The organism is Actinoplanes sp. NPDC026623, assembly GCF_040638275.1.
Classification (GTDB): Bacteria; Actinomycetota; Actinomycetes; order Mycobacteriales; family Micromonosporaceae; genus Actinoplanes.
Window position 1 is genome coordinate 19,070 of sequence record NZ_JBEZXZ010000028.1, and the last position, 26,566, is coordinate 45,635.

The window sequence follows — 26,566 nt, forward strand, 5'->3', positions numbered from 1 at the left end:
CAGCTGATGACCGACGCGCTGCCCACGCTGCTGCTCGCCTCGCTGGCCGCGTTCGGGCTCGCGCTCCTCTCGGCGGTCGCCGGATTCGGCGGCGGGGTGCTGCTGTTGCCGGTGTTCACCGCCCTGTTCGGGCTCCGGGCCGCCGTGCCGATGCTGACGCTGACCCAGCTGTCCAGCAACGGCTCGCGGGTCTGGCTCAACCGGGGCGCGCTGCGGTGGCCGCTGATCGGCTGGTTCGCGCTGGGCGCGGTGCCCTGCGCGGTCGCCGGCGGGCTGCTGCTGACCCACGCCCCGCTCGCGCCGTTGAAGCGCCTGCTCGGGGTGTTCCTGATCGGCGTCGTGCTCTGGCGGCGGTCGCAGCGCCGGCCGCGCCGGCCGCCCGATCCGGCCTTCGCCGCCGTCGGCGCGGTCTCCGGGCTGGGCTCGGCCCTGCTGGGCTCGGTCGGCCCGTTGACCGCGCCGTTCTTCCTGGCGGTGGGGCTGGCCCGGGCGGCGTACGTCGGCACCGAGGCGGCGAGCGCCCTGGTCATGCACGTGACCAAGATCGGCGTTTACGGCGCCGGTGAGCTGCTCACCCGGCAGGTGCTGCTCTACGGCATCGCGCTGACCCCGGCGACCCTGCTCGGCGCCTGGGCCGGCAAGAGGATCGTCGGACGGATCAGCGACCGGGTCTTCGTCCTGCTCGTGGAGGCCGGCCTGGTCGTCGCCGGCGTGTTGTTCCTGGCCGGCGCCTAGCCTCGCTGGCTGAAGCGGATCGCCAGGTACTCGCTGGACGCGGCCCACGTGGCGAGCAGCGCGAGGCCGTCGCCGGCGGCGGTGCCCGCCTCGGCGGTGAACGTCTCCATCGTCAGATCCTCCTCCGGCACGTCCAGCAACTCGCGGTCGAGCTGGAGCTCGCCCACGACCGGGTGGCGCACGCGCAACGTCGCGTGCCGGTACACGCGGCCCTCTCGGGCGGCCCACCAGGCGCGGAAGGCCTCGCTGCGCATGGACAGCTCGCCGACGAGGTTCATCAGCTGGTGGTCGTCCGGGTGCCGGGCGGCGGCGTCGCGCAGCGCGTCGACGGCCGGGCGCGCCACCTGGTGCCAATCCACGAAGAACTGCTGCGCGGTCGGGTCGAGGAAGACGAACCGCACGGCGTTCAGCGGCCGTACCGGGCCGGCGAACATGGGTTCGCAGAGGGCCTGGCCGAGCGCGTTGGCCGCGAGGACGTCGAAGCGGTGGTTGCGCAGGAACGCGGGGGTGCCGGTCATCGAGTTCAGGACCCGGCGGATCGCGGGCCGGATGTCCGGCGCACCGGCGTGGCGCGGGGTGTGCGCCGGCACCGGGCCGGCGACGAGGGCCAGGTGGTGCAGGTGCGCCGTTTCGGTGTCGTCGAGCTGCAGCGCCCGGGCCACGGCGTCCAGGACGCTCGCGGAGACTCCGGTCAGGTCGCCGCGTTCGAGGCTGCTGTAGAACTCCAGGCTGACCCCGGCCAGCGCGGCGACCTCGCCGCGGAGCAGCCCGGGCTTGCCCGCCTGCTTCGAGTTGATCCTGGCCCGGCGCGAGGTGAGGAACGCGCGGACCTCGCTGCGGTTGTCCATGCCACCAGGCTAGGGCGCATCTGGCGGATCATGGCGTCGCCGAGCCGAGTTCCGCCAGGTCCTGCTCGCTCAGCTCGAGCAGGCCCGCGGCGACGTTCTCCTCCAGGTGGGCCGGCGAGCCGGTGCCAGGAATCGGCAGGATGTTCGGCGACCGGGCCAGCAGCCAGGCCAGCGCCACCTGCGGCACGGTCGCGCCGTGCCGGGCGGCCACCGAGTCCAGCCGGGCGGCGGCCAGCGGCTGGAAACCGCCGACCGGGAAGAACGGCACGTAGGCGATGCCGGCCGCCGCGCACGCCTCGACCAGGGCATCGTCCTCGCGGCGGGACAGGTTGTAGAGGTTCTGCACACACGAGATCGGCGCGACCGTGCGGGCCTCGGCGAACTCGGCCGCGGTGACGTTGGAGACGCCGAGGTGACGGATCAGCCCCTCCGCGCGCAGGGCGAGCAGGGTCTCCAGGGGCCGCCCGATGGGCGTGCCGGCGCGGTCGCTGTCGCCCATCCGCAGGTTCACCACGTCCAGGCGGTCCACGCCGAGCGAGCGCAGGTTCGCCTCGATGCCGCGGCGCAGCCCGGACGGGGTGAGGCCGGTCGTCTGCTCCGCCGGCAGCGCGACGTCCCCGCCCTCGACCAGCGCACCCACCTTGGTCACGATCACCAGATCGTCCGGGTACGGGTGCAGCGCCTCCCGGATCAGCTCGTTGGCCGCCACCGCGTCGCGCGAGTAGTAGTGCGAGGTGTCGATGTGGTTCACCCCGAGCTCGACCGCCCGGCGCAGGACGGCCAGGGCCGTGTCCCGGCTGGGCCGCTCGCCCCTCGGCCAGCCGGTGAGCTTCATCGCTCCGTACCCGATCCGCGAGACGCTCAGGTCACCGCCGAGCATCCATCGTCGCGCATTCATGATCATTCACTGTAGACCCGGCCGTCCCACCACCGCAGGACGCCGGTCGCGAGGAGCGTCAGCCACTTCGACGGCTCCCCGGCGGCGGCATCGATCTCGAACCACACCCGGCCCGGCTGCCGCCCCGCCTGAATCCAGGTGCCGTCCGGCAGCCGCGCGGCCCGGATCCGCTCGATCGCGTCCGCCATCCGCGGGTCGGGTTCGGCGCCGTCGTGCAGGCCCGCGGCGCGGAAGTAGCAGGCGGCGTTGAGCACGCTGTAGGTCCAGCGGAACGGGTACGACAGGCGCAGCGCCCACGGCGCGACCGGCTCGTCCGTCGACAGCCTGCGGTACAGCCCGCGCGCCAGCAGATACTCCTCGCCGGAGCGCCGGGCCTCGCGTACCCGCTCGCGGTCGCCGGTCACCCGCTCGTAGTCGAGCAGGCCCTTCAGCGTGTTCAGGGTGGAGTGGAACGAGGACCTCGCCGACCCGTTCTGCCACTCGCAGTTCCATCCGCCGTCCGGCATCCGGTGCTCGAGGAACCAGTCGACGATCCCGTCCAGGTCCGCGCCGAGCCAGAGCCCGTTCGACAGCGTCAGCGAGTTGATGCAGCAGTCGACCTCGCCGCCCCAGTACGGCAGGTCGTCGTACTCCCAGCGGCAGTTCGCCGCGAGCTTCTGCGCGGTGCCGGCGAGCACGCCCGCGTCGACACCCCACTCGCGCAGCGTGGTCAGCGACCAGGTCGTCGCCGTCCAGGGCTGGCCGCCCTCCTCCCGCGCCTCCGGGCCCTGCCAGTCGAAGTCGGCCGGGAAGTACGCGCCGCCGGCCCACTGCCCGTCCGGATCCTGCAGCGCGAGCAGCCGCGCGCCGAACCCCTCGGTCGCGACCCGCGCCCTGGTCGCCTGCCACACCGGCTCCGGCAGGCCCAGCAGGTCGCGCTCGACCTGCCAGCGCAGGGACGGATCGGAGTCCAGCAGCCAGTCCGTGATCGACGTGCCAACCATCCCGGCAGGATAACGCCAACCCGGCGGCACGGCTCCGTTGCTCCGGCGCCCGAATCCGGTCGTCGGGCCGACGGCGCCCGGGCTAACCTCTGCCGGTGATCACCGGCGACTTCGAAACCCACATCACCGTCGCGGCCAGCAAGGCGGAGGAGCTGGCGGTGTTCGCCGCCGAGCACGGCCTCGGGTTCGTCCACATCGAACTCGACCGGGGCGATACCCCGTCGCAGCCGATGCTCACCCTGCACGGCTCCGGCACCCTCGACCGCCGGCGGGCCGAGATACGCGACTGGTACGAGCGGCTGCGCGCCGCGGGGTTCCGCCCGGTGCGCAACAAGATCGAGGCGACGCCGTGGTCCATCGGAGTGCCGCAGACCGACCGCGAGGCCCGCGACGAGCCGGCCGACCGCTACTTCGAGCACCACATCAAGGTGCGCCTGCCATCCGAGCGGGTCACCGACGTGCTGGCGGTCACCGACATCGCGGAGCGCCACGGCGCACGGCTGTCGCGCAACGCCCGGCGGCGCGATCCGGACGGCCGGCCGGAGCGCTTCGTCAACCAGCGCTGCCACCGGTCCGGCCGGGCCGACGCGACCGAACGCCTCGACGCTCTCGTCCATGACCTGCGAGCGGCCGGGCACGAGGTCGTCTCCGCCGAGCAGGAATACGTGGTGCACGACAGCCAGCTCGCCCTCGACCGCGGCTGGCTGAGCCCGGTCGTGCCCTGCTACCAGGACCGTTACGAGGACAGGAACCGCACCGCGCCGGCCGGACCCGGATTCCCGCCCACCTACCGCCCGATCCCGCGCGGCTGGGAGGTCGAGCAGCGGGCCGCCTTCGATCCGGCGCTCAAGCAGCACCGGAACGCCTACACCGCCGGCGAGCCCCACTTCACCGACCCGGACCTCGGGCAGCGCTGGCGCGGCGCCCGCCGCAAGGCGATGCGCCACCTGCTCACCATGCTCGCCGCGTCCCGCTGGGCGGGCCACCTGGTGCTGCGTGGCAGCGCCGCGATGGAGGCCTGGGTGGGTGCCTCCGCCCGCGAGCCCGGCGACCTGGACTTCGTGATCACCCCGCGGACCGTGACCAGCGACAGCTCGGAGGCGGGCGAGCTGTTCGCCGGGATCCTCACCGCGCTGACCGACGTCCCCGGCGCCGGGCTCCGGCCCGGCCGGGCCGCGCAGTCGGCGATCTGGACCTACGAGCGCGCCGACGGCCGCCGCCTGGTCATCCCCTTCGAGGTGCCCGGGCTCCCCGACGGCACCGTCCAGATCGACGTCGTCTTCGGCGAGCACCTGCCGGTCGCGCCCGAGCCGCTCACGGTCCTCGGCGTACCCGTCGTCGCCGCGACCGCGGGGCTGTCCCTGGCCTGGAAGCTGCAGTGGCTGGCGACCGACGGCTACCCGCAGGGCAAGGACCTGTACGACGCGGTCCTGCTGGCCGAGCACACGACGGTCGACCTCGACCTGGTCCGCGACCTGATGCGCCCCGAACTCGGGGATGCGGCGGACCGGTTCACCGCCGCGACGGTGCTCGCATGGACCGACGTCGACTGGCGGAACTTCACCGACGCGTACCCGCGCGTCGAGGGCACCGCGGCCGACTGGGCCCGCCGCCTCGCCCTGGCCCTGGACCGGCCCGGGCAGGACCGTTCCTGACGGCCACCGGTCAGCGGGGCGTCAGGACACAGAACTCGTTGCCGTCGGGGTCGGCCATCCCGACCGCTCCGACGTCGCCCTGGCCGGTGTCGATGCGGGTCGCGCCGAGGGAGATCAGGCGGTCGACCTCCGAGCGCTGGTCGCCGTCGGCGGGCGGTGCGAGTTCGAGGCGCAGCCGGTTCCTGCCGGTCTTCGCCTGGAACGGCGGGCCACCCCAGCTGATCTTCGTGCCGCCGGCCGGCGACTGGATCGCGGTCTCCTGGTCCTGGTCCCAGACCAGCGGCCACCCCAGCGCCGCGCTCCAGAAATAGCCGACCTCCTGCGAACCGTCGCAGGACAGCGCCCCGAGCAGCCCGCAGCCGGCCAGGAACCTGTTGCCCGGCTCGATGACGCAGAACTCGTTGCCCTCGGGGTCGGCGAGCACGACGTGGTCCTCGTCCGGGCCCTGACCGACGTCGAAGTGCGCTCCCCCGCGCGCCAGCGACCTGGCCACCGTCCGCTGCTGGCCCGCCGGGGATGCGCTCGTCAGGTCGAAGTGCATCCAGTTCCGGCCGGTCTTCGGCTCCGGGTTCGCCGGGAACCGGATCCGGAACCCGGTGGCATCGCCGGGCAGGAGCGTGACGCCTTCGTGCGGGTCGTCGACCATCTCCCGGCCCAGGATCTCGGACCAGAAGCGGGCCAGGCTCAGCGGCTGGTTCGCATCGAAGCTCAGCGCGAACAGTTGACAGGTCATTGCGAGCACATCCCGACCGTTGCTGGCAGGGCGCTTCCCGCGCCCGGGCGGGTACGAGCGTAGAGCCGCTCCGGCACCGCCCGCAGCCGAATAACCGATCGGACTTGCGGATCTCCGTACAGTGGACTCGTGCACCCGTACCGGCCGCCGGCGTCAGAGCCCGAACCGTCGTTCCTCTCGCGCGACCTCGCCGGTTTCCCGATCTGGGTGCATCTGGTGACGATCGTCATCACCGGTGGCCTCTACCTGCTGGTCCTGCCGTTTCTCTTCGCCATCGAGGCTTACGAGCGGGTGGCCGGCTGGGCGGTCGGCACCGCCTTCACCCTCACGGTGCGCGTGTTGAGGGTTCCGGCTCGGATCCTGTACCGCCTGCTGCTCGCCGTCAGTCAGCGCGTACGCGAGGAGCACCGTCATCGAACCGCGGCCGCCCTACCGCCGCGGCGGTAGGACGATCTGCCGGTGGCGGGTGCGGATAGCATCCGTCAGATGGTGTTGCATCCCGGCCGGGGAGACCTCGATGGCTGACGCCGACGATGTCCGGCGCCTGGCGCTCGCGCTGCCCCACGTCGCCGAGATCGACAGCGACGGCTTCGACTTCCGGGTCGCCGGCAAGGGGTTCGTCTGGTCCTACCCCGAGCGCACGCCGGGCCGGCCGCGGGTGATCCGCACCGACATCGCGGTGCTCTACGTCGGCGACGAGGCGGAGAAGCAGGCGCTGCTCCTCGGCGAGCCCGGGCTCTTCTTCACCACGCCCGGCTACGACGGGTTGCCGCTGGTCATGCTCCGGCTGCCGCAGGTGAAGGTCGACCGCCTGAGCGAACTCGTCACCGACGCCTGGCGCATGCGGGCGCCGGAGGCCCTCGTCGACGACCTCGACGCCGGGGGCTGAGCCCGTCAGCCGTCGTTCCGGGCGAGATGGCGCAGGCCCTGCTTGAGGAACGCGCGCGGGTTCGTGTCCAGGTGCCGGGCCCACGGCGGGTCGGTTTCGCCCCGGAGCCAGGCGTAGCGGGCCAGCGCGTAGCCGAACATCGGCTCGGTCAGGTAGCCCAGCCGCGAGGTGCGGTAGCCGTTGGCGTTCCGGGAGAATTCGAACGCCGAGTTCGCCGCGAAGACGCCCAGGCCGAAGAAGACCGTGAGCAGGTCGGTCAGCGGCTCGTGGTCCCTGCGCCGCGCCGAGATCCGGCCGTCGGCGAGCAGGTGCACGTGGCCGAGCTCGTGGCCGATCGTCGCCACCAGCGCCATCGGCGTCGCCGCCTGCTCGTCCTTGACGCCGATGATCGACCGGCCGTCGCGCATCCGGTGATGGCCCGCCGCACCCTGCCAACTGGAGTTCAACGGCACGTGAGCGGCCAGCTCCGGCTGGGCGTCGTCGCTGTAGTGCTCAAGCTCCACCCGGGCCGGGTCGACGTCCATGTGGGCGCAGAGGATGCCGAGCACCGCCCGGATGTCCGCACGCGTCCCCCGGTAGACGCCCGGAAGGAAGTCGTCCGACGGCAGCAGGACCGTGCCGTGCAGCCGGCCCCGGCCGAACTCGGCGAGCAGCCAGTCCAGCGATGTCTCGATCCATTCCTGCTCGACCTGCCGCACCGGGCATCGAGGCCGTCCTCCCCACCACCGCATACCGCCATCGTGGCGCCGCCCGTCAACGGTGGTACATTTTCCGTTATCGGAATATGATGGCGGCCATGGCACGAGCAGCGACGACGTCGGACGCGTTCAACGCGATCGCCGAGCCGCAGCGCCGGGACATCCTGGCGCTGCTGCGGGCGGGCGAGCGGCCGGTGACCGACCTGGCCCAGGAGCTGGGGATGAGGATGCCGCAGGCGTCCAAGCACCTGCGGGTGCTCCGGGAGGTGGGGCTGGTGCGGGTCCGCGGGGTGGGCAAGCAGCGCCTCTACGGCCTGGACGCCCGCGGGCTGCGGCCGGTCCACGAGTGGGCCGGCGGATTCGAGCAGTTCTGGACCGGGAGCTTCGACCGGCTGGACGCATACGTGCAGGACCTCAAGACGCAGCAGGAGGAATGACCGATGGCAGAGACGGACCGGGAAATCGTGATCACCCGGGTCATCGACGCACCGTGTGAGCTGGTGTTCAAGGCGTTCACCGAGGTCCGGCACCTGTCGCGGTGGTGGGGTCCGGAGGGGTTCACCACCACCACGCGGTCCTTCGAGTTCCGCGCCGGCGGCGTCTGGGATTTCGTGATGCACGGGCCGGACGGCACCGACTACCCCGAGTGGATCACCTGGACCGAGATCGTCACACCGCGGCGGATCGCGCTGCTGCACGGTGAGTCCCGCGACGACCCGGACGCCTTCGAGTCGACTCTGGCCTTCGAGCCGCACGGCGCCGCGACCCGGCTCGTGATGCGCACGGTCTTCCCCACCAGTGAGCTGCGCGACCAGGCGGTGGAGAAGTACCACGCGATCGAGGGCGGCGAGCAGACCCTGAGCAACCTGGCGGCCTACGTCGCCGGGATCATCGAGGAGGAGGGCAACTGATGGCCGGCAAGGTGTTCTTCAGCGTGTCGATGTCGCTGGACGGCTTCATCGCGCCGGAGTCCCCCGAGGAGCTGATGGGGCGGCAGTGGATGGAGCTGCAGGCGTGGGTCTTCCCGCTGCGGTTCTTCCGGGAGAACCTGAAGCTGGGCGGGGGCGGCGAGCAGGGGCGCGACAACGACATCGCGCGGGAGACGTTCGAGCGCACCGGCGCGAGCGTGATGGGCAGGCGCATGTTCGACGCCGGCGAGCAGGCGTGGCCGGAGGAGGCACCCTTCCACACTCCGGTCTTCGTCGTGACGCACGAGAAGCGTGACCCCTGGGAGCGGACGGGTGGCACCACCTTCCACTTCGTCAACGACGGCATCGAGGCCGCGCTCGACCAGGCCCGGGAGACCGCCGGCGACCGCGACGTCCGCATCGCGGGCGGCGGCGCGACGATCCTGGAGTACGTGAACGCCGGCCTGATCGACGAGTTCTCGGTCGCGGTGTCGCCCGTGCTGTTCGGCCGCGGAGTCCGCCTGTTCGACGGCGTGGACGCGTCCAGGATCGCGCTGGACCAGGTTCGTTCGGAGCCGTCGTCGCGGGTGACGCACCTGACCTACGCCGTGCGCCCCCGTTAGCGGGCCTCGACGTCGTCGTGGTCAGCCTCGCACCGCCTGCTGCCACGAACCGATCAGCTGGGCGGGCAGGACGCCGCCGGAGGCCGCATGATCCGAGGGGCGCCGAAGTCCCGGTTGTCGATCACGATGTCGGCGCGCTCCCACGGTGAGCAGGCGTCGAAGTAGTGGCGCTGCGCCTGGACGTAGCGCCGCATGCCGGGGTGCTCGGGGTCGGGGTTCGTGCCGTCGCGAAGCGCCATCCGCCTCGCCGTCACCTCGAACGGGACGTCCAGGAACACGGACAGGTCCCAGGACCCGGCGATCTCGTCCCGGTGGAGAAAGATCCCGTCGACGATCAGTACGGCTCCCGGCGGCGCGGTGCGCCGCTCCGGGTCCAGCATCGTGTCGTTGGCCAGCTCGTGCGCGACCGGCCGGTACCGCCGGGTGCCATCCGGCGCGAACGGCTCCAGGACGTCGCCGCGGAAGCGCGGGTAGTCGTACGAGTCACGCCAGAAGCCCTCCGGGGAGTCGCGCCCCAGCCGGTAGCGCACCGCCCGCAGGTTGTGGAAGTCGTCGAGCGACACCCGCACGACGGTGCGGCCGAGCGAGCGCACCGCCGCGGCGAGTTCGTCGGCGAACGTGCTCTTGCCGGATCCGTCCGGGCCGTCGACGGCGATCCGGAGGCAGGCGCCGTCGTGTGACGCGGGAATCCGGCGGGCGACCCGGCCGATGACATCGCGCCGCTGCTCAGAAACATCCACCGGGGTCACCTTAGGCGTTCGATCACCGGCGCGAAGGCCTCCAGGTACGGCTCGTGGACGGTGATGTAGGTGAAGCCGTAGCGCTCGCGGTTGCGGGCCAGCTGCTCGGCCATCTCGTCGACGGTGCCGATGAGCAGGAACGGCGTCTGCAGCGTCTCCTCGACGCTCATCGCGGGCCCGAGCCGCGCGGCTAGCTTCTCCGCGGTGGCGCGGCGGTCGTTCGTCTCGATCACCATCTGGAGCAGGAGGTGCCACTCGATCTCGTCCGCCCGCTCGCCGGCCCGGGCGCGGGCGAACCGTACCCGTTCCCCGGTCTCGTCGGCGGTCGCCAGCCGGAACGTGCCGGGCGGCCCGCCCTCGACCTGGTAGGCGCCGGCGATCGCCACGATGTCGGCGTGCTCGGCGGCGATCGTCAGGATCCGGTCGCCGGTCCCGCCGATGATCAGCGGCGGTCCGCTGCCGTGGAAACCCCGCCGCTGTACGGGTTGTGGCGCCGAGCCGCCCGGCAAACCGGCCTGGCCGCCGTCCCGGAAACAGTGCTCCAGCGTCCGGATGGTCTCCGCCAGCCGGGCGGCGCGCGCCCCGAACGGCTCCCAGGCGATGCCCGCCTCGTCGAACTCGGACTTCATGTGACCCGCGCCGAGCCCGAGCTCCAGGCGCCCGTCGGTGAGGATGTCGGCCGTGGCGACCTCCCGGGCCAGCAGCGCCGGATTCCAGAACCCGACGTTGAGCACCAGGGTGCCGACCCGCAGCCGGTCCGTGGCGGCCGCGGCCGCGATCAGCACCGGAAACGGTGCGGGCGCGCCGAGGTGATCCACCGCGAAGATCGTGTCATAGCCGGCGCGCTCCGCCAGCCGGCACCGGTCGGCGAAGGCGTCCCGGGTCTGCACCCCGAACACGTTGCACGAGAATCGGAAGGCGCGCATGGACGGATTCTTTCACGACCTTATTGACCGACCGGTCGGTCGATAGCTAGATTCCGGGTATGCGGACCCGCGACCCGGATGCCAAGCGCGACGCGCTCCTCGCGGCCGGCGTCTCGCTGGCCCACGAGCACGGACTCGGCCAGGTCAGTGTCAACCGCGTCGTCGCGACGGCCGGGGTGGCAAAGGGCACCTTCTTCCATCACTTCGGCGATCGCGCCGGCTTTCTGGTCGAGCTGCACCGCCGCTTCCACGACCGGCTGACCGCCGACATCGAGGCGGCGATCGGCGACCTGCGCCCGGGGCGCGACCGGCTGCTGCGGGCCGCGACGGCCTACCTCGACGGCTGCCGGCGGGACCGGGGCACCCGGGCGCTGCTCGTCGAGGCGCGGGCCGAGCCGGCCGTCCGTGCCGAGATCGTCCGGCGCAACGCGCAGTTCACCGCGCTGGCCGCCGCCGACTTCGTCGCGCTGCACCGGGACAACGCCGAGGCCGCCGCCCAACTGTGGGTGGTGATGGCGGCGGAGGTGGCCGTCGCCGAGTCGGCCCGCGACGCCGTCATCGCGCCGCTGCGCGACGCCCTGGCCGGTTACCTGCCCGGGCGGGGCCCCGCGTGAACCGCGGTGATGGCACGACCGAGCCGGTAACCGTGCGGACCTGCGCCGGGCCGGTCGTCGTGCATCGCACCGGCGCCGGACCGGCCGTCGTGCTGCTGCACGCCAACCCCGGAGACAGCCGGGACTTCGCGGCCGTCCTGCCCGCGCTCTCCGCGCAATTCACCGTGTACGGCGTGGACTGGCCCGGCTACGGCGCATCGCCCCCGCCGCAGCCGCCGTCCTCGGCGACCGCCATGGGCTACGCCGGCCTGGTCCCGCAACTCCTCGACGCGCTGGGCATCGAGCACGCCGCGTTCATCGGCAACAGCGTCGGCGGTTACTGCGCCGTCCGGTTCGCGCTGGACAGTCCCGGGCGGGTCCGGGCCCTGGTGCTGGTCAACAGCGGCGGATTCACCCGTCCGACGCCGCCGAGCCGGGCGTTCGTCCGCCTGAAGGGCACCGAGACGGTCACCCGGCTGCTCGCCGGGCGGCTCTCCCGGCTCTACCTGCGCCGCCGGAACCGGACCGTCGCCGAGATGCTGGCCCGCGACGCCGCGCGCCGCGACGACCCGGCGGCGATCGCCGTCGAGGCCGCCGTCTGGCGCAGCTTCAACGACCCGGCCCACGACCTGCGGGTGGAGGCCGGCGCCCTCACCGCGGCGACCCTGATCGCGTGGGGAACCGGCGACCCGCTCCTCGGCAAGGACGGTCGCCGGGCCCACCGCCTGCTCCCCCGGGCAACCTGGCACCCATTGCGGACCGGGCACGCACCGTACGCGGAGGCACCCGAGGAGTTCCTCCGCGTGACGATGCCGTTCCTGCGCCGGCATGCCTGAGCCTGCACGTAACCGAGAACACACCACCACCGGGCCCCCAGGTCGGAAAACCGCGCGAGTTCTGTCGTAGCCATCCGGCAGAGTGTCAGGGGTGACAACGCATACCGGTCCTGACCTCAAGGCCCCCGCCGCCGGTGCCGCCGGGCCCACCGCGGCCGCCGCCCCCGAGCTGCGCCGGTGGCTGCCCCAATACCTGATGCTCGCCGCGATCTGGGGCACCAGCTTCCTGTTCATCAAGGTCGGCGTCCGCGAGCTGCACCCGCTGTGGCTCACGTTCGGCCGGGTCGCCGCGGGCGTGCTGACCCTGCTGGTGGTGCTGGCGGTCACCCGGGACCGGCTGCCGAGGGACGCCCGGCTGTGGGGCCACCTGGCGGTGGTCGCGCTGCTCGGCGTGGTGCTGCCGTTCACCCTGTTCGGCTTCGGCGAGCAGCGCGTCTCCTCGGTGCTGGCGGGCATCTGGAACGCGGCCACCCCGCTGGTCGCGCTGCCGCTGGCGGTGCTGCTGTTCCGCACCGAGCGGATGACCGCGCGCCGGGCGGCCGGTCTCGGCATCGGGTTCGCCGGCGTGCTGGTGGTGCTCGGCGTCTGGCAGGGCGTCGGCGGTGCCCAGCTCACCGGGCAGCTCATGTGCTTCGGCGCGGCGATGTGCTACGCGGTCGCGATTCCCTACCAGAAGAAGTTCATCGCCGGTCGCGCCGGAAGCGGCGTCTCGATGGCCGCGGCCCAGTTGCTGGTCGCGCTGGCCATGCTGGCCGTGGCCGCGCCGCTGCTGGCCGGGCCGCCGCCGGACCCGACCGGGCTCTCCGCCAACGTGCTGCTCTGCGTGCTGGCCCTCGGCGCCCTCGGCACCGGCATCGCGTTCGTGCTCAACTTCCAGGTGATCCGGGTGGCCGGCGCCAGCACGTCGACGTCGGTGACCTACCTGATGCCGGTGGTCGCCACCCTGGTCGGCGTGCTCGTCCTGCACGAACACCTGCACTGGAACCAGCCGGTCGGCGCCCTGGTGGTGCTGTCCGGCGTCGCGGTCTCACAGGGCCTGCGGCTCCGCCGCCGCACCACCTGAGCCGGCGGCCGTCGCCCGGAAAAGCCGCGGACGGCCGGGCGGTGCGGCCGGAAACCGGCCGACCGGCCTGACGACGCCGGCCGCCCACCAGACACTCCACGCCATCCGCCCTGAACGGACCCGTCGGTGACGGCCCCGGGACAGCGCGTCCAAATTCGTCCGAAGTTCCCCCGCCCCGGACATCGACGCCAGACGCTGGGACCGACCACAAGCAAGCCCATCACCACAGAAAGGTCCGTGGCAACGATGCGAATCTTCACAAGACGTCGAGTGCTCCGAACGCCGAACGCGATCGCGGCGGTCGCTTCGATCTCGGCCTCGGCCACTGCCGCCCGCGCCGGCACCTTCGCCGTCAGGTCCAGCGCGACGTCGCGCCGATCCTGGATGAGGATCAGGGCGCTGGTCGTCGCGATCGTCGCCCTGACCGCGGTGATCGCGGTCGCTCCGCAGGCGGCCTCCGCCGCCGGCGACGGGTCCATGACGATCTCGAACGCCTACACCGACGGCGCCCACTGCCTCAACTATGACGACGGAGTCGTTTACCTCGACGAGTGCAGCGTCAACGGATCGACGAGGTGGTTCTTCGCCCCCAACCCGGACAGCATCGTGAACAACTACCGGCTGATCCCCCGCGGCGTCGGCGTGAACAACTTCTGCCTCACGCAGCCGGACAAGTCCAACGCCCATGTCATGGTCAGCTGGTGCAACGGCGCGCAGAACCAGTCGTGGACCATTTCCTACAACGGCCCAGCCAACAGGATCACCAACGACAACAGCGGAAAGTGCCTCGACGCGTCGTACGACAGCGCGGGCACGGTGACCGCCTGGACCTGCTACAACCCGCTCACCCGCAACCAACAGTGGTTCAACGCCTAGCTTGAGCTCGCACCTCCGGCCGGAAGGCACATTCCCGCGGCGGGAACGCACGAAACGACCACGGCCGGCGCTGCTCTTGCGTGAACCCAGGCCCCGGGCGGCGGTTCCTCGCCGCGCAACAGACCGGCGGAGTCGCCGCGGCCAAGGACCGCGGCGACTTCGCCGATGCCCGACCCGAGCTGGCCGCTACCCCAACCGGACGAGATCGCCGGCGTCACGCCGCCACCACCCCGCACGCGAGCACGCCGGGTCACGGCCCGGTCAGCCACACCTGATCCTCAACCTGCACGGCCCACCGGGCACCCTCGAACAACCGCGCATTTGCCGCCAGCTCGAAGAAGCCGTGACCCTCACGCGCCCGTCTCCCCGAGTCGCTGGCACCCCGCCGCACCGACTGCGCCGCAGCCCGCCTGGCGGTCATGACCGCCCTGCTGCGCGCGAAATACACCCAGCACACCCGGATCGCAGAGAGGCTGCGCGCCAGCGGCGACGCCCGCATCGTCTACGTCGATTTCGAATCTGCCTACTGGTCCGCCAACGGCGCACAAGGCAACAACTGGATCGGACGGCTCCTGGAAGTGATCCGCTCCGAACTCGCCGCCACCGACGCCAGGGTTCCCCTTGCGACGATTCACGACATCGGCCTGCCGGCTTCGCCCGGAACACAAGGGCCGACAGGCGAAGGTGGAGCTCCCGTGGCCTCCGGTTCCGTCTGAGCGCACCGGGGTTCGCCGGAGCTCGCGGGACTCGGCTACCGGGCGATGACCCGCACGTCATCGCGCTGCGGCGCCGAATGCCGGCCGGTGCGGTCCCGGCCCGATCCCGGCCTTCCCACACGGCTTCGTCGCCGCTCAGATCGCCTGGACTCCCCCGCCCGGGTCCGGCCTCACGATCGCCGCGCGGATGGCGGCGCCCAGCGTCGCGATCTCGCCGGGAGTCTGCGGGATGACGCCGTGCTCCGCCATGACCGCGTGGAACTGCTGCCGGTCGTAGGGGACGCCGGGCGGCAGCGGGGCGACGTGCCAGTGGACGTGCGCGTTGCCCTGCATGCTGCCCAGCGACAGCAGGTAGGTCCGCTCCGTGGCAACGACATCGTTGATGGCCAGCGCGACCGCGTGCACGACGGCCTGAAGCGCCAGGTATTCGGCCGTGCCGAGGTCGCGGACGACGTCGGTGACGTGCCGCCGGGGAGCCACGAGCGCATAGCCCCGCAGCGTGGGATGGCGACTCAGGAAGGCGAGGTGTGTGCCGTCGTCGTAGAGCACCTCATGCTCGGCGCCGGGGTCGCCGCGGATCAGTCCGCAGATGAAGCAGCCGCCGGACCGGACCCGCCGCTCGTAGGCGGCCAGATCCATGGGAACGCGGCTCAGGTCAGGAACCACTGGACCTCCGGGGCGGCCGGGTCCGCGCCGAAGAGCAGCCGGTCCGGCTTGGCGGCGGCGAAGACGAGGGTGCGCTGCTCGGCGGCGTCGGTGAAGCCCGTCGAGCAGGCCGGGATCGGCTCCGCCACCGTGCCGTCGAAGACCTTCAGGTGGAATTCGTTCAGCGGCAGCGCCACCGAGCCGGACACCGACTCCACGAGCAGGTCGACCGTCGCCAGCGGCCCCTCGGCGCATGCCGCGGTGCCGACGCTGACCCGGCTCGCGGTCACCCGCAACTCGGCCTCCGCCGTCGTCAGCACGACGGGTGCGCCCACGGTCTTGTTCAACGCGCTCGGATCATTCGCGGACAGGCCGCCGTTGCCCATCAGCATCGTCCAGGTCCGTGCCAGCTCGGCGTCGCGCTCCGCCTGGCCGTCACCGGCACTCCCGGGCCCCGCGGCGGCCGACTCGGACGCCGCGAAGGGCGTCGCGGGATTCTCGTCCCGCAGCATGTGGCCCACCCTGATCGCGAGCAGGACGATAACCCCCAAGCCGAACACGATGCGGCACACCTGCCCGACACTCAGTGATTCCCGTTCCCCGTCCACCACGCGCCTCCAGGACCATCAATACGACACCGGCGGCATGCTACGGCACGGCGCCGTCCCGGACCCTCCCATTCTTTCGCCGTGGTCCGGCGCCATATTTCAACCTGGCCTTTCGCGTACGCCGGGTAAACCAATGCGGTATCCCTAATACCGTCCTGGGTTGACGAAAAGGGCGGACTCCGCCGATGGCATCGACTCGTCCGATTCGATTCGAGACCCATGGTCGATCGAGGCCACAATGTGTGCCCGTCGAACAAGAAGGGCGTCGGCATCTACACCACACCACCACCTTCCACTGCATCAAGCGCCAAGGCCACGGCACGAACGTCCGGGACGTCCGGCTCTTTCTGTGCAAGGTCGGCGTGGTCACCAGTTGCGTGCCGATCAGCTGAGCCGCTCGCGCACGCCGGGCTCGGCCGCCGGATGACGTGACTGCGGTGGGTGGCCGCGACCGCCCACCGCCACGACCGAGGTCACCGGCCGTCGCCGACGCGCAAGCGGGTACGGAACGCTGCGACCTGGGAAAACGTGGACATACTCCGCCGCGTTCGGTCCCGCAAGTGAGCGACGGGCGAACAGACGAATAGCGCAGACGACTACCGCCCGGTAACACCCGTGGGTAACGTGACCGTAGCGTGGCCCCGGCTGAGATGAGGAGCTGAGCATCTCTCGCGGGGTGTGCCAGCCGTCCTCAGGCCAAGGGGGTAAGCCGTGAGCAAGCCGGCCGATGTCTCAGAGAAGCAGGCGCGACAGGTGGCCGAGGCCGCCCGCCAGACCGAATGGCGAAAGCCGAGCTTCGGCAAGGAACTGTTCCTCGGGCGGTTCCGCCTCGATCTGATCAATCCATGGCCCACCGCCGAACCCTCTCCCGAGGCGGACGACTTCCTCGCGAAGCTGGAGGCATACGTCCGGTCGGACGTGGACGGTGCGCGCATCGAGCGGGAGGCCCGGATCCCCGACGAGGTCTTCCACGGCCTGGCCCGGCTCGGGGCATTCGGCATGAAGATCGACAAGGAGTACGGCGGCCTCGGGCTCTCCAACCTCCAGTACTGCAAGGCGCTCACGCTCATCGGCTCGGTGAACCCGGCCGTGGGCGCGCTCCTGTCGGCACACCAGTCGATCGGCGTGCCGCAGCCGCTCAAGCTCTTCGGCACCGCCGAGCAGAAGAGGGCGTTCCTGCCCCGGCTCGCGGCGGGCGAGGTGTCCGCGTTCCTGCTCACCGAGCCGGACGTCGGTTCCGACCCGGCGCGCCTCGGCACCGTCGCCGAACCCGTCGACGGGGGCTACCGGCTCAATGGGGTGAAGCTGTGGGCCACCAACGGCACGATGGCGACCCTGCTGGTCGTGATGGCCCGGGTGCCCGAGCGGGGCATCACCGCCTTCGTGGTGGAGGGCGACGCGCCGGGCATCACGGTGGAGCGGCGTAATGAGTTCCTCGGCCTGCGCGGGCTGGAAAACAGCGTGACCCGGTTCCACGACGTGTTCGTGCCGCAGGAGAACGTCATCGGCGGGCTCGGCAAGGGCCTCAAGGTCGCGCTGACCACGCTCAACACCGGCCGGCTGTCGCTGCCGGCGCTCTGCATGGGCGCGGTCAAGTGGTCGCTCAACATCGCACGGGAGTGGTCGGCGGAGCGGGTGCAGTGGGGTCGCCAGGTCGGCCGGCACGAGGCGGTGGCCAAGAAGCTCTCGTTCATCGCCGCCACCGCGTACGCGATGGAATCCATGTTGGATCTCTGCTGCACGATCGCCGACGACGACCGCAACGACATCCGCATCGAGGCCGCCCTGATCAAGCTCTTCGCCAGCGAGATGTCCTGGCAGGTCGCCGACGAGCTGATCCAGGTCCGCGGCGGCCGGGGCTACGAGACGGCCGAATCGCAGGCCGCCCGCGGCGAGCGCGCGATCGAGGCCGAGCAGATCCTGCGCGACCTGCGGATCAATCGCATCTTCGAGGGCTCCACGGAGATCATGCACCTGCTCATCGCCCGGGAGGCGGTCGACGCGCACCTGTCCGTCGCGGGCGACATCATCGACCCGGACGCGGGCGCCGGCCGCAAGGTGCAGGCCGGGGCGCGGGCCGGCGCCTTCTACGCGCGGTGGCTGCCGACCCTGACCGTCGGGCGTGGCCAGCTGCCGGCGGGCTACGGCGACTTCGGCCCCCTCGCCGCACACCTGAGGTACGCGGAGCGGACCTCGCGCAAGCTCGCCCGGTCGGTCTTCTACGGGATGTCGCGCTGGCAGGGCAAGCTGGAGCGCAAGCACGGCTTCCTCGGCCGCATCGTCGACATCGGCGCCGAGCTGTTCGCGATGTCAGCGGTGTGCGTGCGCGCCCAGGCCGAGCGGCAGAGCCGGCCCGAGGGCGTTGAGCTTGCCGATCTCTTCTGCCGGCAGGCGCGGCTGCGGGCGGAGACGCTCTTCGCCGCGCTCTGGGACAACACCGACTCGACCGACGTGGTGGCCGCACGCCGGGTGCTGGACGGCCGCTACGACTTCCTGGAGCAGGGCATCGTCCTGCCGCCGAACGACGGCGCCTGGGTGGCCGCCTGGCAACCGGGCGCGGGCACGGCCGACGACGTCCGCCGGCGGATCCCGCCGTCCTGACCCGGGGGGTTAACCCCACCCCGTTTGCGGGGGATCACCGGCTGGAGACGCATAGAAGAACTTCATACCGTCAAGGCACCTGATTCGCCTGAATCGATGTGGAGGAGCCTGACATGCGAAAACACCTGGGCCGGAGCGCCCTGGCCGCCGCGCTGGCGGCGACCCTGGTGGCCGGCGCCGCGCTGCCGGCCGCCGCCGGGGCACGCCGCGACGACCGGCTGCAAGTCGCGGTCGACGACCTGCACGGGCTCGGCATCACCGGAGTCCACGGGATCACCCGGGTCGACGGGGCGGTCACCCGGGCGCGGGCCGGCGTCGGCGACCTCGAGCGGGGAACGCCGGTGCCGCTCGACGGCCACTTCCGGATGGGCAGCAACACCAAGACGTTCGTGTCGGTCGTCGTCCTGCAACTCGTCGGCGAGGGCAGGCTGTCGCTGGACGACACCGTCGAGCGGTGGCTGCCGGGGGTCGTCGCGGGCAACGGCAACGACGGTCGCCGGATCACGGTACGCCAGCTGCTGCAGCACACCAGCGGCATCTACAACTACACCCGTGACATCGCGGCCCTCGGCACCCCCGAGGGCTATCTGGCGCACCGGTTCGACCACTACGACGCCCGGGACATCGTCGCGCTGGCGATGAAGCACGAGCCCGGCTTCGCGCCGGGGACACAGTGGGACTACTCCAACACCAACTACATCCTCGCCGGAATGATCATCGAGCGGGTGACCGGCCGGACCTGGGCGACCGAGGTACGCGCCCGCATCCTCCGGCCGCTCGGGCTGCGCGGGACGTCGGCGCCGGGCGACCGGCCGTCCGTGCCGCGGCCGTACGCCAAGGGCTACCAGCAGTGGGAGCCCGGCGGCGCCCTGATCGACACCACGCTGTTCAACCCGACCGTCGCCGACGCCGCCGGCAGTCTCGTCACGACGCCGACCGACCTGGCGCGGTTCTGGCAGGCGCTGCAGCGGGGCCGGCTGTTGAAGCCGGGTCAGATGGCGCAGCTGCACGAGACGGTGCTCGCCGACACGTTCCAGGACTACATCCCGGGCGCGCGGTACGGCCTCGGCATCATGTTCATCCCGAACCGGTGTGGCGGCTACTGGTCGCACGGCGGTGACGTGCCGGGCGTGAGCACCGCCAACGGGGTGAGCCCGGACGGCGACCGCGTGGCGGTGCTGGCGCTGTCCACGCAGCTCGCCGACGCGGACGCGGCCGACGCGGTGTCCCGGCGCACCTTCCGGCTCATGGACGACGTGATCTGCGACTGACCGGGAGCCGGCCACCACCGCAGACACCTGGGTGGTTTCGCCTATAATGCCCGATACGCCCAACATGGCGTACCAGGGAGGAATCCATGCAGCCCAATTCCGGGTACCGGGTCGGCAACGTCTATGGCGGCTCCACCGTCCAGGTCGGCCAGGGCCACAAGATCAATAACAAGCGAACCTCGTTCCGGATCCGGATCGGGAGGTTCGATCTCGGGTTGGGCGGACTGGCCTCCATCGGAGCGGTCCTGCTGGTCGGCGGCGGCGGCACCGCCGCCGCCGTCAGCCAGGCGGGCAGGCCGAGCGCGGCGGTGCGGAACGCGGCCGGAACCTGGCAGCTGCCGGCACCGAAGAGGATCGGCTCCACAACGGTCAGGTCCCTGACCCTGAACATCACTCCGGGAGCGGTGTACCAGGCGACCGTGCAATCGAAGTCCGGTGACGACTCGCTGACCATGCCCTGCTCGGGCGAGGTCACCGCCCGCGGCGACTCGCTGGTCTTCAAGCCGTTCGACCAGGCGACGGGCGACGGACCCCACTGCAACACGTTCACCGCCGCGGTCACCGGCGAGACGATGACCGTCGGCTACGGGGAGGCGTCACTCGACCTGCGCCGCTCCTAGCGTCGGCAGATCCAGGCGGTAGAGCACGCTGCGATGGGTGGGCCGGTAGCCGAGCGACTCGTTGGTCCGGCGCATCGCCGCGTTGCTGTCCGCGGTGTCCGCGAGCAGCCCGGATAGCCGGGGGAAGCGGGCGCGGGCCCGGCTGATCGTGTCGGCCTTCATCCACCGGGCCAGGCCGTGGCCGCGGTGCTCGGGCAGCACGCCCGTGCCGTAGTGCTGGCCGTCGCCGGTGCCGTCGCCCGGCACCACCAGCTCGGTGAAGCCGACGATCTCGCCGTCCGCGGCCACCGCCGCCACGGTGAACAGCGTCTCGCCGCGCTTCGCGACCGCGTCGGCGATCGCGTGCAGTCGCTCGACGTTCCAGGGCTGCGGTGCGTAGCCCGCGTCGTCCATCGGCATGTCGTCCATCGCCCGCCGGGACCGGGCGAACGTCTCCGCCAGCTCGTCCGGCACGGTTCCCTCCCACTGGACCAGCCGGTAGCCGGGCACCGGATCGGCCGCCGGCTCCGCGCCGGCCAGCTCCAATCGGGTGTACGTGAGTGCCAGCACCCGCCGCAGCCCGCGCGCCGCGCAGAACCGGTCCCCCGCCGAGTCCTCCGCGACCGCATCGGTGAGCACGCCGCGCAGCCCCAGCTCGCCCGCGGCGCCGGTGACCGTCTCGAGCAGCCGGGTGCCGACACCCGCGCGCCGTTCGGCGGGATGCACGTGCAGCTCCACCTCGCCCGAGTCGCCGACCGCGGGCACCCGCAGGAAGGCCGTGCCGAGCGGCCGCCCGTCGGCGCCGGCCGCGAGCCAGGCCAGCCGGTAGCTCGACGCCCCGCGGTTCGGGTCGGTCAGTGGCGTGATGCGCATGGTCATCCGGCCATTCTTCCGGAGCGGACCACCCACCGCGGGCGGCAACCCACGCCTAACCGACCAGCGAACCGGTCATTCCCTTCGGGTCGGCGGCGACGCAGGTGACCGTCCGGCTGAGAAACCACGACGTCTCCGTCGGGCCCAGGTAGCGCAGCTCCGGGGATTCGTTTCCGGCGGTCAGGTACGGCTTTAACGACCGGGTGCAGCGTTTCTCGATCTCCGCCACGAGCTCGGTGTCGCCGGGATACGGCCCGTCGGGAAACGTGAAGACGGTGAAGACCTCGGCGGTGTGCGGATCGCCGCACGGCACCACGACCGGATTCCCCGCGTCGACGCTGCGGATGCAGTCACCCGGAGCCAGGGCGGGCCCCTGCAGGGCCCGGTTGACGGCGGGGTCCGCCGGGCCGGGATCCACCGTGTCGGCATCCGGCAGCACGAGGATGACGACGCAGGCCAACGTCGTGCAGGCCGAGAGGACCAGGCCGGCGATGGCCAGCCCGCGCCCCCGCTCCTCGCTCCAGAAGATCTGGCGGAGCGCGACGATGGCGAGGATCGCGCTCAGCGGGCCTCCACCCAGGACGGCGAGGGCCAGCGACGCGACGGCCAGCCGGTTGGTGGCGGCCGGCGGCGCGGCGGCGTAGGCGCCCGAGGCGCCCCACTCCGGGTATCCGCCGGGCCCGGCCGGAGCCGGCGGCATCGAGCCGTCGAGCGACTTTGGATCTTGGTCCTGCATGCCGCGAAGAGTACAGCCGTTACGAACCGCTGATCGACCAGTGCCACGGCTCGGACGGCAGGTTCACGTACCCGTACTTGTGGGCGTGGGTGGACAGCCACCTGAACGCGGCGCTGTCGGCGGCGATCGTGCGGCCGCCGGAGGTGATGTCGACGGCCAGGCCGAGTTCGTGCAGCGACCGGCCGGGAATCGCCGTCGGCACCCGGCACGACGACGCGGGCGCCGTGTAGACGTCGGGGCAGCCGTTGATCTTCCGCAGCTCGATCTGCCGCTTCCTGGTCCGGAATCCGCCGCCGGACAGGGCGATCCCGTCGGACTTCGCGTCGGCGAGCATCCGGCGGAACGCGAACGCGACGCTTCGGTGCACGGTGATGCCGTTGACGGTGGTGGTGTCGGCGGCGGCGAACCGGGCACGGACGTCGGTGACGACGTCACGGCTGGTCGCGGCGGCCTGGGCGGCCAGCTCGGCGGACTTGTCGAGCGCGATGAGTTTCCGCTGGTTCGCCTGCACCGCCGTCTGCGAGGTCTGCCAATCGGCGACGGCCTTGTCCACCTCGACGGTCGCGGTCGCGGCGGCGGTCTGCGCCGCCTTCAGCGCCGCCGCGGCTTCGCGCGCCTGGCCCCGGCGGATGCCCGCCGTCTTCGCCGCGGCGGTGACGGCCATGTTCGCCTCCGTCACCGCGGCGCCGCTGCGCGGCCGCTGCTGCCCGGCCACGGTCAGCCGGTACCTCGCGCTGAGCAGGGCCTCCCTGGCCATCGCATACCGGGTACGGGTGCCGGCGTCGGCGGTGACGGCGTTCGTCATCGCCGTCTGCGCGGCGACGTGCGCGGCCTTGCGCGTGGTGACACGGCCGGCCCGGGCCTTGAGGGTGACCCGCTGGGAGGCGAGCCGGGTGCGAAGCTGAACGTACGCCGGGGTCGGGGTGAGGCTGTGGTACATCAGCGACGACCATCGGCTCGCCGCGGTCGGGACCTGGGCCGACGCCGAACCGGGCAGGCCGGCGACCGCCAGGCAGGTCATGAGGACCGCGGTGATCGCCACGGCGGAGTATCGCCGGGATCGGGCGCGGGTCTGCTGATCGGGTCGAGATTCCGGTCGTATCGCCATCGGGCGGTCGCTCCTCGTCCTGAAACGGTCAGGTCGAGGCAGCAGGCAATCACCGGAAGGTCAGTGCCGACGCGGGTCCACCCGGGCGCGTGCGCCGCCGGGAGGATCGTTGAGCCCCGAGGTTGTCCAGACGAGTCTCTGGCCCGGGGGTTGCCGCCCCGGTGCAGCGCCGGAGCGGGCGGGTTGCCGAGGGACGGGCGCGGCCGGCATCGGCCCCGCCCGCCCGGCCGTCAGTCGCTGTTCAGGTCGCGGCGGATCGCGAAGAGCGCGCCGACGATCACCGCCAGGGTCCAGCCCAGCAGGATCAGCAGTCTCCGGACGTCGCCGTTGGCCGCGTCCAGGTACGCCGAGAACGGCAGCGGTTCCTGCATCTTGCCGTACATGGCCTCGACGAAGAGGATCCAGGCCGCGAAGCCGACGAACAGGAAGGTGGCGCTGCGCACGATCGCCGCGGCGGCGGCGCCGAGCACCGCCATCAGCGGGGCGACCAGCAGGGTGATCAGATACCGCTTCGGGTCGCCCTGAATGAGCACGACGGCGCCGCTCGCGGCGGTGAACCCCACGCTCACGATCACTGCGGTGGCGAGCTGCCCGAGCAGCACCAGGATCCGCCGGGGCCGGGCCAGATACAGCTGCACGGCCGTGCGGTGCTGGTGGTGCTGGGAGACGCCGGTGACACCGAACCCGAACGCGGCGACCCCCGCCAGCAGCGCCCACATGTCGGCGCTGACCAGGCTGAGCAGGATGCCGAAGGCGCCGAAGACCGCGACCGACATGGCGCTGGACCGGACCGTCGACAGGCGGTACAGCTCGCTGCGCACCACGGCGATCATCGGATCACCTCTTCGATCGCGGCGGCCTCGTCGATCACGGCGGCTTCCTCTTTCGGTACGGCGGCCTCGTCGGTCTCGGCAGCCTCGTCGGTCGCGACGGCCTCGGCAGCGACGGCCTCCTCGGCGGCGGTGGGCGCCGAGGCGCTCACCAGGTCGAGGAAGATCTGTTCGAGACTCAGGGAGTTCGTGGCCAGCTCGTAGATCGGCACCTGGGCCTCGAAGGCGATCTCACCGGCATCCTGCTGTGTCAGCCCGATCACGTCGAGGGAGTCCCCGTCGATGCCGACGTGGGCACCGGCCTCCTCGAACGCGCGCGCCAGGCGTTCCGGATCGCGGCCGCGGATCCGCAGCCGCGACGACGCCGAGCCGTACAGCTCGTCCAGCGGCGCCACGTGCCGCACGGTGCCCTGCGAGATGATGACGACGTCGTCGATGAGCTGGGCCAGCTCCGCCAGCAGATGGCTGGAGATCAGCACCGTGCCGCCGTTGCGGGCGTGCTCGCGCAGCAGCTCGCGCAGCCAGGCGATGCCCTCGGGATCCAGCCCGTTCGCCGGCTCGTCGAGGATCAGCACCGCCGGATCACCCAGCAGCGCGGTCGCCACGGCGAGCCGCTGGCGCATGCCGAGCGAATACTCCCCGCACCGCTGCTCGGCGGCGTCCTCGAGCCCCACCTGCTCCAGCAGCGGGTCGACCCGGGCCCGGTCGGCGCCGGTGAGCAGCGCCTGGGTGATCAGGTGCGCCCGCCCGCTCTGCCCCGGCTGGCAGATGCCCTGCTCCAGCACGGCACCGACCTGCCGGGCCGGATGGCTCAGCTCCCGGTACCGCCGTTTGTTGATCAGCGCCAGGCCGGACGTCGGCCGGGTCAGGCCGAGCAGCATCCGCAGCGTCGTGGTCTTGCCGGAGCCGTTGAGACCGAGGAATCCGGTCACGCGCCCGGGCACGGCTGAGAAGGTCACGCCGTCGACAGCGCGGACCCGTCCATAGGACTTCGTCAGTTCGATCAATTCGATCATCGCGGGCCATCATTGCAGCCGCTGTCACGCCGCTCAATGAGTGAGGTTCAGCGGGACCACGAAACCGGTGGAGCCGGTGGAGCCGCCGACGGCGTACACGTCGCGGCCGTCCGGGCTGGTCGTGACGTAGTTGACCAGGGACAACCCGAGACCGGCGGCGCAGCCGCCGGTGCCGCTCAGCTGGAGGCATCCGGCGGTCCCGGTCAGCTGGGTGAGCTCCCCGGTGGTGTTGTCGTGCCGGAACGCCAGGACCCCGTTGTAGGCGGAGGCGGAAAGGAACGCGAACAGCCCGTCCGCGCTGAACGTCATCGCGGTCGGCCCGTCGAGCCAGACGGCGGCGGTGCAGCCGGTGATCACGGTGCCACCCGACCGGTACGCGCAGCCGTTCGCGCCGGCGACCTGGGTGAGCACGCCGGTGCCGGTGTTGCGGGTGAACACGGCCAGGGTGTCACCGGTCGTCGCCATCGCGTACACGGTGCGGCCGTCGGGGGCGATCGCCACGTTCTTCACGCTCGTGAGGCCCTTGACCGGGGTGCAGCCGGTGATGGCGGTGGCGCCGCTGTCGTACACGCAGGCGTTCGGGGTTCCCGGCTGGGTGAGCAAGCCGGTGGCGGCGTTGCGCTGGAACACCGCGACGGCCTTGCTGGTCGTCGACGCCACGTAGAGGCTGCTGCCGTCGGGAGACAGGCGCAGGTACGCGGCCTTGTCCAGCCCCTTGCCGGTCGCACAGCCGCCCACCGTGGTGTTCGTGATGCAGCCGGCCGTGCCGGCGAGCTGGGTCAGCACGCCCGTGGCGTCGTCGCGGGCGAAGACCGTCACCGAGTCGGACAGGCTGGAGGCCACGTAGACGAACTTCCCGTCCGGGCTCACCACCACGCCGCCGGCGCCGCTGAGGAGCCGGCCCGAGGTGCAACCGGCGGGTGCCGTCGCGGTGCTGTGGTAGACGCACCTGTTCGGGGCGGCCAGCGCGGTCAGGATGCCGGTGCCCGGGTCACGGCTGAGCGCCGTGATCGTCGAGCCGGTGGTGGCCGCGGCGTACACGTGCCTGCCGTCCGGGCTGACGGCGAGGTCCTGGACGCCGCTGAGCGCGCCGGTCACGGCGGTGCAGCCGGCGAGGGTGCCGTTGCTGACGCAGCCGTCCGGGCCGGCCAGCTGGGTGAGTGCGCCGGTCGTGGCGTTGCGGGAGAACTCCGCCACGCCACTTCTGGCGGCGGCCGTGGTGTTGGCGGTGCCGACGTAGACGTGTTTCCCGTCCGGGCTGACCACGACGCTGCGGCCCGCGATGAGGCCGGTCACCGACGTGCAGCCGCCCGTGCCGCCGTCGCTGAGGCACGGCGCCGTCTGGGTCAGGCCGAAGGTGGCGCGCGCCTGGAACGACGAACCGGCGTTCCAGGTCGTGGCCGAGAAGGCCGCGAGGCTGGAGGGCAGCAGGCCCAGCCCGACCAGGCCCAGCATCGTGAGCAGCGCCAGCCCGGCCCGCAGGCCACGGGCCGCGCCGCGCCGGTGCCGCCGCGCCGAATGCCTGCCTCGGCGGGCCTGCGGTGTGCCGCCAGCCATCA

At 72.0% G+C, this 26,566-nt stretch carries 30 protein-coding genes; 15 read left to right on the forward strand and 15 right to left on the reverse strand.

Annotated features, from left to right (window positions below; translation table 11 throughout):
* The first annotated feature begins 6 nt into the window (after positions 1 to 6).
* Positions 7 to 735 (forward strand): sulfite exporter TauE/SafE family protein, encoded by a 729-nt coding sequence (locus AB0F10_RS11530; RefSeq protein WP_360622651.1) that lies wholly within the window; start codon positions 7 to 9, stop codon positions 733 to 735.
* Here the strand turns inward: AB0F10_RS11530 and AB0F10_RS11535 are convergent.
* The 3 genes from AB0F10_RS11535 to AB0F10_RS11545 are packed head-to-tail and all read right to left on the reverse strand — an operon-like array spanning position 732 to position 3,464.
* Positions 732 to 1,583, reverse strand: coding sequence for a helix-turn-helix transcriptional regulator (locus tag AB0F10_RS11535; protein WP_360622653.1), 852 nt, complete (start codon positions 1,581 to 1,583; stop codon positions 732 to 734). The genes AB0F10_RS11530 and AB0F10_RS11535 overlap by 4 nt on opposite strands.
* Positions 1,584 to 1,611: 28 nt before the next feature.
* A complete protein-coding gene (locus AB0F10_RS11540) occupies positions 1,612 to 2,481 on the reverse strand; it encodes an oxidoreductase (protein WP_360622655.1) in 870 nt (289 codons plus the stop codon).
* A 2-nt stretch (positions 2,482 to 2,483) separates the two neighbouring features.
* Positions 2,484 to 3,464: a squalene cyclase gene (locus tag AB0F10_RS11545; RefSeq protein WP_360622657.1), complete on the reverse strand. Its 981-nt coding sequence runs from the start codon at positions 3,462 to 3,464 to the stop codon at positions 2,484 to 2,486.
* Positions 3,465 to 3,559: 95 nt separating this feature from the next.
* On the opposite strand from AB0F10_RS11545, the gene AB0F10_RS11550 reads away from it, so the two are divergent.
* Complete coding sequence (locus AB0F10_RS11550) at positions 3,560 to 5,119, forward strand: nucleotidyl transferase AbiEii/AbiGii toxin family protein (RefSeq protein WP_360622659.1); 1,560 nt, start codon at positions 3,560 to 3,562, stop codon at positions 5,117 to 5,119.
* Positions 5,120 to 5,129: 10 nt separating this feature from the next.
* Here AB0F10_RS11550 and AB0F10_RS11555 read toward each other — a convergent pair whose 3' ends face one another.
* Complete coding sequence (locus tag AB0F10_RS11555) at positions 5,130 to 5,852, reverse strand: VOC family protein (RefSeq protein ID WP_360622661.1); 723 nt, start codon at positions 5,850 to 5,852, stop codon at positions 5,130 to 5,132.
* 129 nt (positions 5,853 to 5,981) lie between these two features.
* Here AB0F10_RS11555 and AB0F10_RS11560 point away from each other — a divergent pair, with 129 nt between their 5' ends.
* Together AB0F10_RS11560 and AB0F10_RS11565 are read left to right on the forward strand one after the other, a co-directional pair.
* The gene (locus tag AB0F10_RS11560; protein WP_360622663.1) at positions 5,982 to 6,299 is read left to right on the forward strand and encodes a hypothetical protein; all 318 of its coding nucleotides are present in this window, start codon (positions 5,982 to 5,984) and stop codon (positions 6,297 to 6,299) included.
* Positions 6,300 to 6,369: 70 nt separating this feature from the next.
* Positions 6,370 to 6,741 (forward strand): hypothetical protein, encoded by a 372-nt coding sequence (locus tag AB0F10_RS11565; RefSeq protein WP_360622665.1) that lies wholly within the window; start codon positions 6,370 to 6,372, stop codon positions 6,739 to 6,741.
* Positions 6,742 to 6,746: 5 nt separating this feature from the next.
* Here AB0F10_RS11565 and AB0F10_RS11570 read toward each other — a convergent pair whose 3' ends face one another.
* A complete protein-coding gene (locus AB0F10_RS11570; protein ID WP_360622667.1) occupies positions 6,747 to 7,439 on the reverse strand; it encodes a hypothetical protein in 693 nt (230 codons plus the stop codon).
* A gap of 98 nt (positions 7,440 to 7,537) precedes the next feature.
* Here AB0F10_RS11570 and AB0F10_RS11575 point away from each other — a divergent pair, with 98 nt between their 5' ends.
* Genes AB0F10_RS11575 through AB0F10_RS11585 form a run of 3 tightly spaced genes read left to right on the forward strand, consistent with a single transcriptional unit; the run spans position 7,538 to position 8,970 of the window.
* Positions 7,538 to 7,876: a metalloregulator ArsR/SmtB family transcription factor gene (locus AB0F10_RS11575; RefSeq protein ID WP_360622669.1), complete on the forward strand. Its 339-nt coding sequence runs from the start codon at positions 7,538 to 7,540 to the stop codon at positions 7,874 to 7,876.
* Between the two features lie 3 nt (positions 7,877 to 7,879).
* On the forward strand, positions 7,880 to 8,350 hold the full coding sequence (locus AB0F10_RS11580) for an SRPBCC family protein (RefSeq protein WP_360622671.1): 471 nt from the start codon (positions 7,880 to 7,882) through the stop codon (positions 8,348 to 8,350).
* Positions 8,350 to 8,970, forward strand: coding sequence for a dihydrofolate reductase family protein (locus AB0F10_RS11585; protein WP_360622673.1), 621 nt, complete (start codon positions 8,350 to 8,352; stop codon positions 8,968 to 8,970). The genes AB0F10_RS11580 and AB0F10_RS11585 overlap by 1 nt, the downstream gene beginning before the upstream one ends.
* Before the next feature lie 53 nt (positions 8,971 to 9,023).
* Here AB0F10_RS11585 and AB0F10_RS11590 read toward each other — a convergent pair whose 3' ends face one another.
* Positions 9,024 to 9,710, reverse strand: a complete 687-nt coding sequence (locus AB0F10_RS11590) for a uridine kinase (protein ID WP_360622675.1) — start codon at positions 9,708 to 9,710, stop codon at positions 9,024 to 9,026.
* Positions 9,711 to 9,715: 5 nt separating this feature from the next.
* Complete coding sequence (locus AB0F10_RS11595) at positions 9,716 to 10,636, reverse strand: LLM class F420-dependent oxidoreductase (protein ID WP_360622677.1); 921 nt, start codon at positions 10,634 to 10,636, stop codon at positions 9,716 to 9,718.
* Positions 10,637 to 10,695: 59 nt separating this feature from the next.
* On the opposite strand from AB0F10_RS11595, the gene AB0F10_RS11600 reads away from it, so the two are divergent.
* The 5 genes from AB0F10_RS11600 to AB0F10_RS11620 all read left to right on the forward strand — a co-directional run bounded on the left by AB0F10_RS11600 (position 10,696) and on the right by AB0F10_RS11620 (position 14,720).
* Positions 10,696 to 11,250, forward strand: coding sequence for a TetR/AcrR family transcriptional regulator (locus AB0F10_RS11600; RefSeq protein ID WP_360622679.1), 555 nt, complete (start codon positions 10,696 to 10,698; stop codon positions 11,248 to 11,250).
* On the forward strand, positions 11,247 to 12,065 hold the full coding sequence (locus tag AB0F10_RS11605) for an alpha/beta fold hydrolase (RefSeq protein ID WP_360622681.1): 819 nt from the start codon (positions 11,247 to 11,249) through the stop codon (positions 12,063 to 12,065). The genes AB0F10_RS11600 and AB0F10_RS11605 overlap by 4 nt, the downstream gene beginning before the upstream one ends.
* 196 nt (positions 12,066 to 12,261) lie before the next feature.
* Complete coding sequence (locus AB0F10_RS11610; protein WP_360622752.1) at positions 12,262 to 13,128, forward strand: DMT family transporter; 867 nt, start codon at positions 12,262 to 12,264, stop codon at positions 13,126 to 13,128.
* Between the two features lie 270 nt (positions 13,129 to 13,398).
* Positions 13,399 to 14,004 carry an RICIN domain-containing protein gene (locus tag AB0F10_RS11615; RefSeq protein ID WP_360622683.1) on the forward strand — a complete coding sequence of 202 codons (606 nt, stop codon included), beginning with the start codon at positions 13,399 to 13,401 and terminating at the stop codon, positions 14,002 to 14,004.
* Between the two features lie 419 nt (positions 14,005 to 14,423).
* On the forward strand, positions 14,424 to 14,720 hold the full coding sequence (locus AB0F10_RS11620) for a hypothetical protein (RefSeq protein WP_360622685.1): 297 nt from the start codon (positions 14,424 to 14,426) through the stop codon (positions 14,718 to 14,720).
* A gap of 135 nt (positions 14,721 to 14,855) precedes the next feature.
* Here the strand turns inward: AB0F10_RS11620 and AB0F10_RS11625 are convergent, their stop codons facing one another.
* On the reverse strand, positions 14,856 to 15,359 hold the full coding sequence (locus AB0F10_RS11625; protein WP_360622687.1) for an HIT family protein: 504 nt from the start codon (positions 15,357 to 15,359) through the stop codon (positions 14,856 to 14,858).
* Positions 15,360 to 15,370: 11 nt separating this feature from the next.
* Positions 15,371 to 15,916 carry a hypothetical protein gene (locus AB0F10_RS11630; protein ID WP_360622689.1) on the reverse strand — a complete coding sequence of 182 codons (546 nt, stop codon included), beginning with the start codon at positions 15,914 to 15,916 and terminating at the stop codon, positions 15,371 to 15,373.
* A gap of 768 nt (positions 15,917 to 16,684) precedes the next feature.
* Here AB0F10_RS11630 and AB0F10_RS11635 point away from each other — a divergent pair.
* The 3 genes from AB0F10_RS11635 to AB0F10_RS11645 all read left to right on the forward strand — a co-directional run bounded on the left by AB0F10_RS11635 (position 16,685) and on the right by AB0F10_RS11645 (position 20,465).
* The gene (locus tag AB0F10_RS11635) at positions 16,685 to 18,574 is read left to right on the forward strand and encodes an acyl-CoA dehydrogenase family protein (protein WP_360622691.1); all 1,890 of its coding nucleotides are present in this window, start codon (positions 16,685 to 16,687) and stop codon (positions 18,572 to 18,574) included.
* 113 nt (positions 18,575 to 18,687) lie between these two features.
* Positions 18,688 to 19,845 (forward strand): serine hydrolase domain-containing protein, encoded by a 1,158-nt coding sequence (locus AB0F10_RS11640; RefSeq protein WP_360622693.1) that lies wholly within the window; start codon positions 18,688 to 18,690, stop codon positions 19,843 to 19,845.
* An 86-nt stretch (positions 19,846 to 19,931) separates the two neighbouring features.
* On the forward strand, positions 19,932 to 20,465 hold the full coding sequence (locus AB0F10_RS11645; protein ID WP_360622695.1) for a hypothetical protein: 534 nt from the start codon (positions 19,932 to 19,934) through the stop codon (positions 20,463 to 20,465).
* On the opposite strand, the gene AB0F10_RS11650 is transcribed toward AB0F10_RS11645, so the two are convergent.
* The 6 genes from AB0F10_RS11650 to AB0F10_RS11675 all read right to left on the reverse strand — a co-directional run bounded on the left by AB0F10_RS11650 (position 20,442) and on the right by AB0F10_RS11675 (position 26,564).
* Positions 20,442 to 21,323 carry a GNAT family N-acetyltransferase gene (locus AB0F10_RS11650; RefSeq protein ID WP_360622697.1) on the reverse strand — a complete coding sequence of 294 codons (882 nt, stop codon included), beginning with the start codon at positions 21,321 to 21,323 and terminating at the stop codon, positions 20,442 to 20,444. The two genes, AB0F10_RS11645 and AB0F10_RS11650, sit on opposite strands and share 24 nt — an antisense overlap.
* A gap of 49 nt (positions 21,324 to 21,372) precedes the next feature.
* Positions 21,373 to 22,053 (reverse strand): DUF4190 domain-containing protein, encoded by a 681-nt coding sequence (locus AB0F10_RS11655; protein ID WP_360622699.1) that lies wholly within the window; start codon positions 22,051 to 22,053, stop codon positions 21,373 to 21,375.
* 19 nt (positions 22,054 to 22,072) lie between these two features.
* Positions 22,073 to 23,095 carry a D-alanyl-D-alanine carboxypeptidase family protein gene (locus AB0F10_RS11660; protein WP_360622701.1) on the reverse strand — a complete coding sequence of 341 codons (1,023 nt, stop codon included), beginning with the start codon at positions 23,093 to 23,095 and terminating at the stop codon, positions 22,073 to 22,075.
* Between the two features lie 296 nt (positions 23,096 to 23,391).
* Complete coding sequence (locus AB0F10_RS11665) at positions 23,392 to 23,994, reverse strand: hypothetical protein (protein WP_360622702.1); 603 nt, start codon at positions 23,992 to 23,994, stop codon at positions 23,392 to 23,394.
* Positions 23,991 to 25,007, reverse strand: a complete 1,017-nt coding sequence (locus AB0F10_RS11670) for an ATP-binding cassette domain-containing protein (RefSeq protein WP_360622704.1) — start codon at positions 25,005 to 25,007, stop codon at positions 23,991 to 23,993. The genes AB0F10_RS11665 and AB0F10_RS11670 overlap by 4 nt, the downstream gene beginning before the upstream one ends.
* Positions 25,008 to 25,040: 33 nt before the next feature.
* Entirely contained in the window at positions 25,041 to 26,564 is a 1,524-nt protein-coding gene (locus tag AB0F10_RS11675) for a beta-propeller fold lactonase family protein (RefSeq protein WP_360622706.1), read from the reverse strand.
* Positions 26,565 to 26,566: the final 2 nt, after the last annotated feature.

Bases quoted from the DNA above. Each gene is read 5' to 3' on its own strand.
- AB0F10_RS11530 (WP_360622651.1), top strand. From the start codon at position 7: ATGACCGACGCGCTGCCCACGCTGCTGCTCGCCTCGCTGGCCGCGTTC.
- AB0F10_RS11535 (WP_360622653.1), bottom strand. From the start codon at position 1,583: ATGGACAACCGCAGCGAGGTCCGCGCGTTCCTCACCTCGCGCCGGGCC.
- AB0F10_RS11540 (WP_360622655.1), bottom strand. From the start codon at position 2,481: ATGAATGCGCGACGATGGATGCTCGGCGGTGACCTGAGCGTCTCGCGG.
- AB0F10_RS11545 (WP_360622657.1), bottom strand. From the start codon at position 3,464: ATGGTTGGCACGTCGATCACGGACTGGCTGCTGGACTCCGATCCGTCC.
- AB0F10_RS11555 (WP_360622661.1), bottom strand. From the start codon at position 5,852: ATGACCTGTCAACTGTTCGCGCTGAGCTTCGATGCGAACCAGCCGCTG.
- AB0F10_RS11565 (WP_360622665.1), top strand. From the start codon at position 6,370: ATGGCTGACGCCGACGATGTCCGGCGCCTGGCGCTCGCGCTGCCCCAC.
- AB0F10_RS11575 (WP_360622669.1), top strand. From the start codon at position 7,538: ATGGCACGAGCAGCGACGACGTCGGACGCGTTCAACGCGATCGCCGAG.
- AB0F10_RS11580 (WP_360622671.1), top strand. From the start codon at position 7,880: ATGGCAGAGACGGACCGGGAAATCGTGATCACCCGGGTCATCGACGCA.
- AB0F10_RS11585 (WP_360622673.1), top strand. From the start codon at position 8,350: ATGGCCGGCAAGGTGTTCTTCAGCGTGTCGATGTCGCTGGACGGCTTC.
- AB0F10_RS11595 (WP_360622677.1), bottom strand. From the start codon at position 10,636: ATGCGCGCCTTCCGATTCTCGTGCAACGTGTTCGGGGTGCAGACCCGG.
- AB0F10_RS11600 (WP_360622679.1), top strand. From the start codon at position 10,696: ATGCGGACCCGCGACCCGGATGCCAAGCGCGACGCGCTCCTCGCGGCC.
- AB0F10_RS11610 (WP_360622752.1), top strand. From the start codon at position 12,262: ATGCTCGCCGCGATCTGGGGCACCAGCTTCCTGTTCATCAAGGTCGGC.
- AB0F10_RS11620 (WP_360622685.1), top strand. From the start codon at position 14,424: ATGACCGCCCTGCTGCGCGCGAAATACACCCAGCACACCCGGATCGCA.
- AB0F10_RS11625 (WP_360622687.1), bottom strand. From the start codon at position 15,359: ATGGATCTGGCCGCCTACGAGCGGCGGGTCCGGTCCGGCGGCTGCTTC.
- AB0F10_RS11640 (WP_360622693.1), top strand. From the start codon at position 18,688: ATGCGAAAACACCTGGGCCGGAGCGCCCTGGCCGCCGCGCTGGCGGCG.
- AB0F10_RS11645 (WP_360622695.1), top strand. From the start codon at position 19,932: ATGCAGCCCAATTCCGGGTACCGGGTCGGCAACGTCTATGGCGGCTCC.
- AB0F10_RS11650 (WP_360622697.1), bottom strand. From the start codon at position 21,323: ATGACCATGCGCATCACGCCACTGACCGACCCGAACCGCGGGGCGTCG.
- AB0F10_RS11655 (WP_360622699.1), bottom strand. From the start codon at position 22,053: ATGCAGGACCAAGATCCAAAGTCGCTCGACGGCTCGATGCCGCCGGCT.
- AB0F10_RS11665 (WP_360622702.1), bottom strand. From the start codon at position 23,994: ATGATCGCCGTGGTGCGCAGCGAGCTGTACCGCCTGTCGACGGTCCGG.
- AB0F10_RS11670 (WP_360622704.1), bottom strand. From the start codon at position 25,007: ATGATCGAATTGATCGAACTGACGAAGTCCTATGGACGGGTCCGCGCT.
- AB0F10_RS11675 (WP_360622706.1), bottom strand. From the start codon at position 26,564: ATGGCTGGCGGCACACCGCAGGCCCGCCGAGGCAGGCATTCGGCGCGG.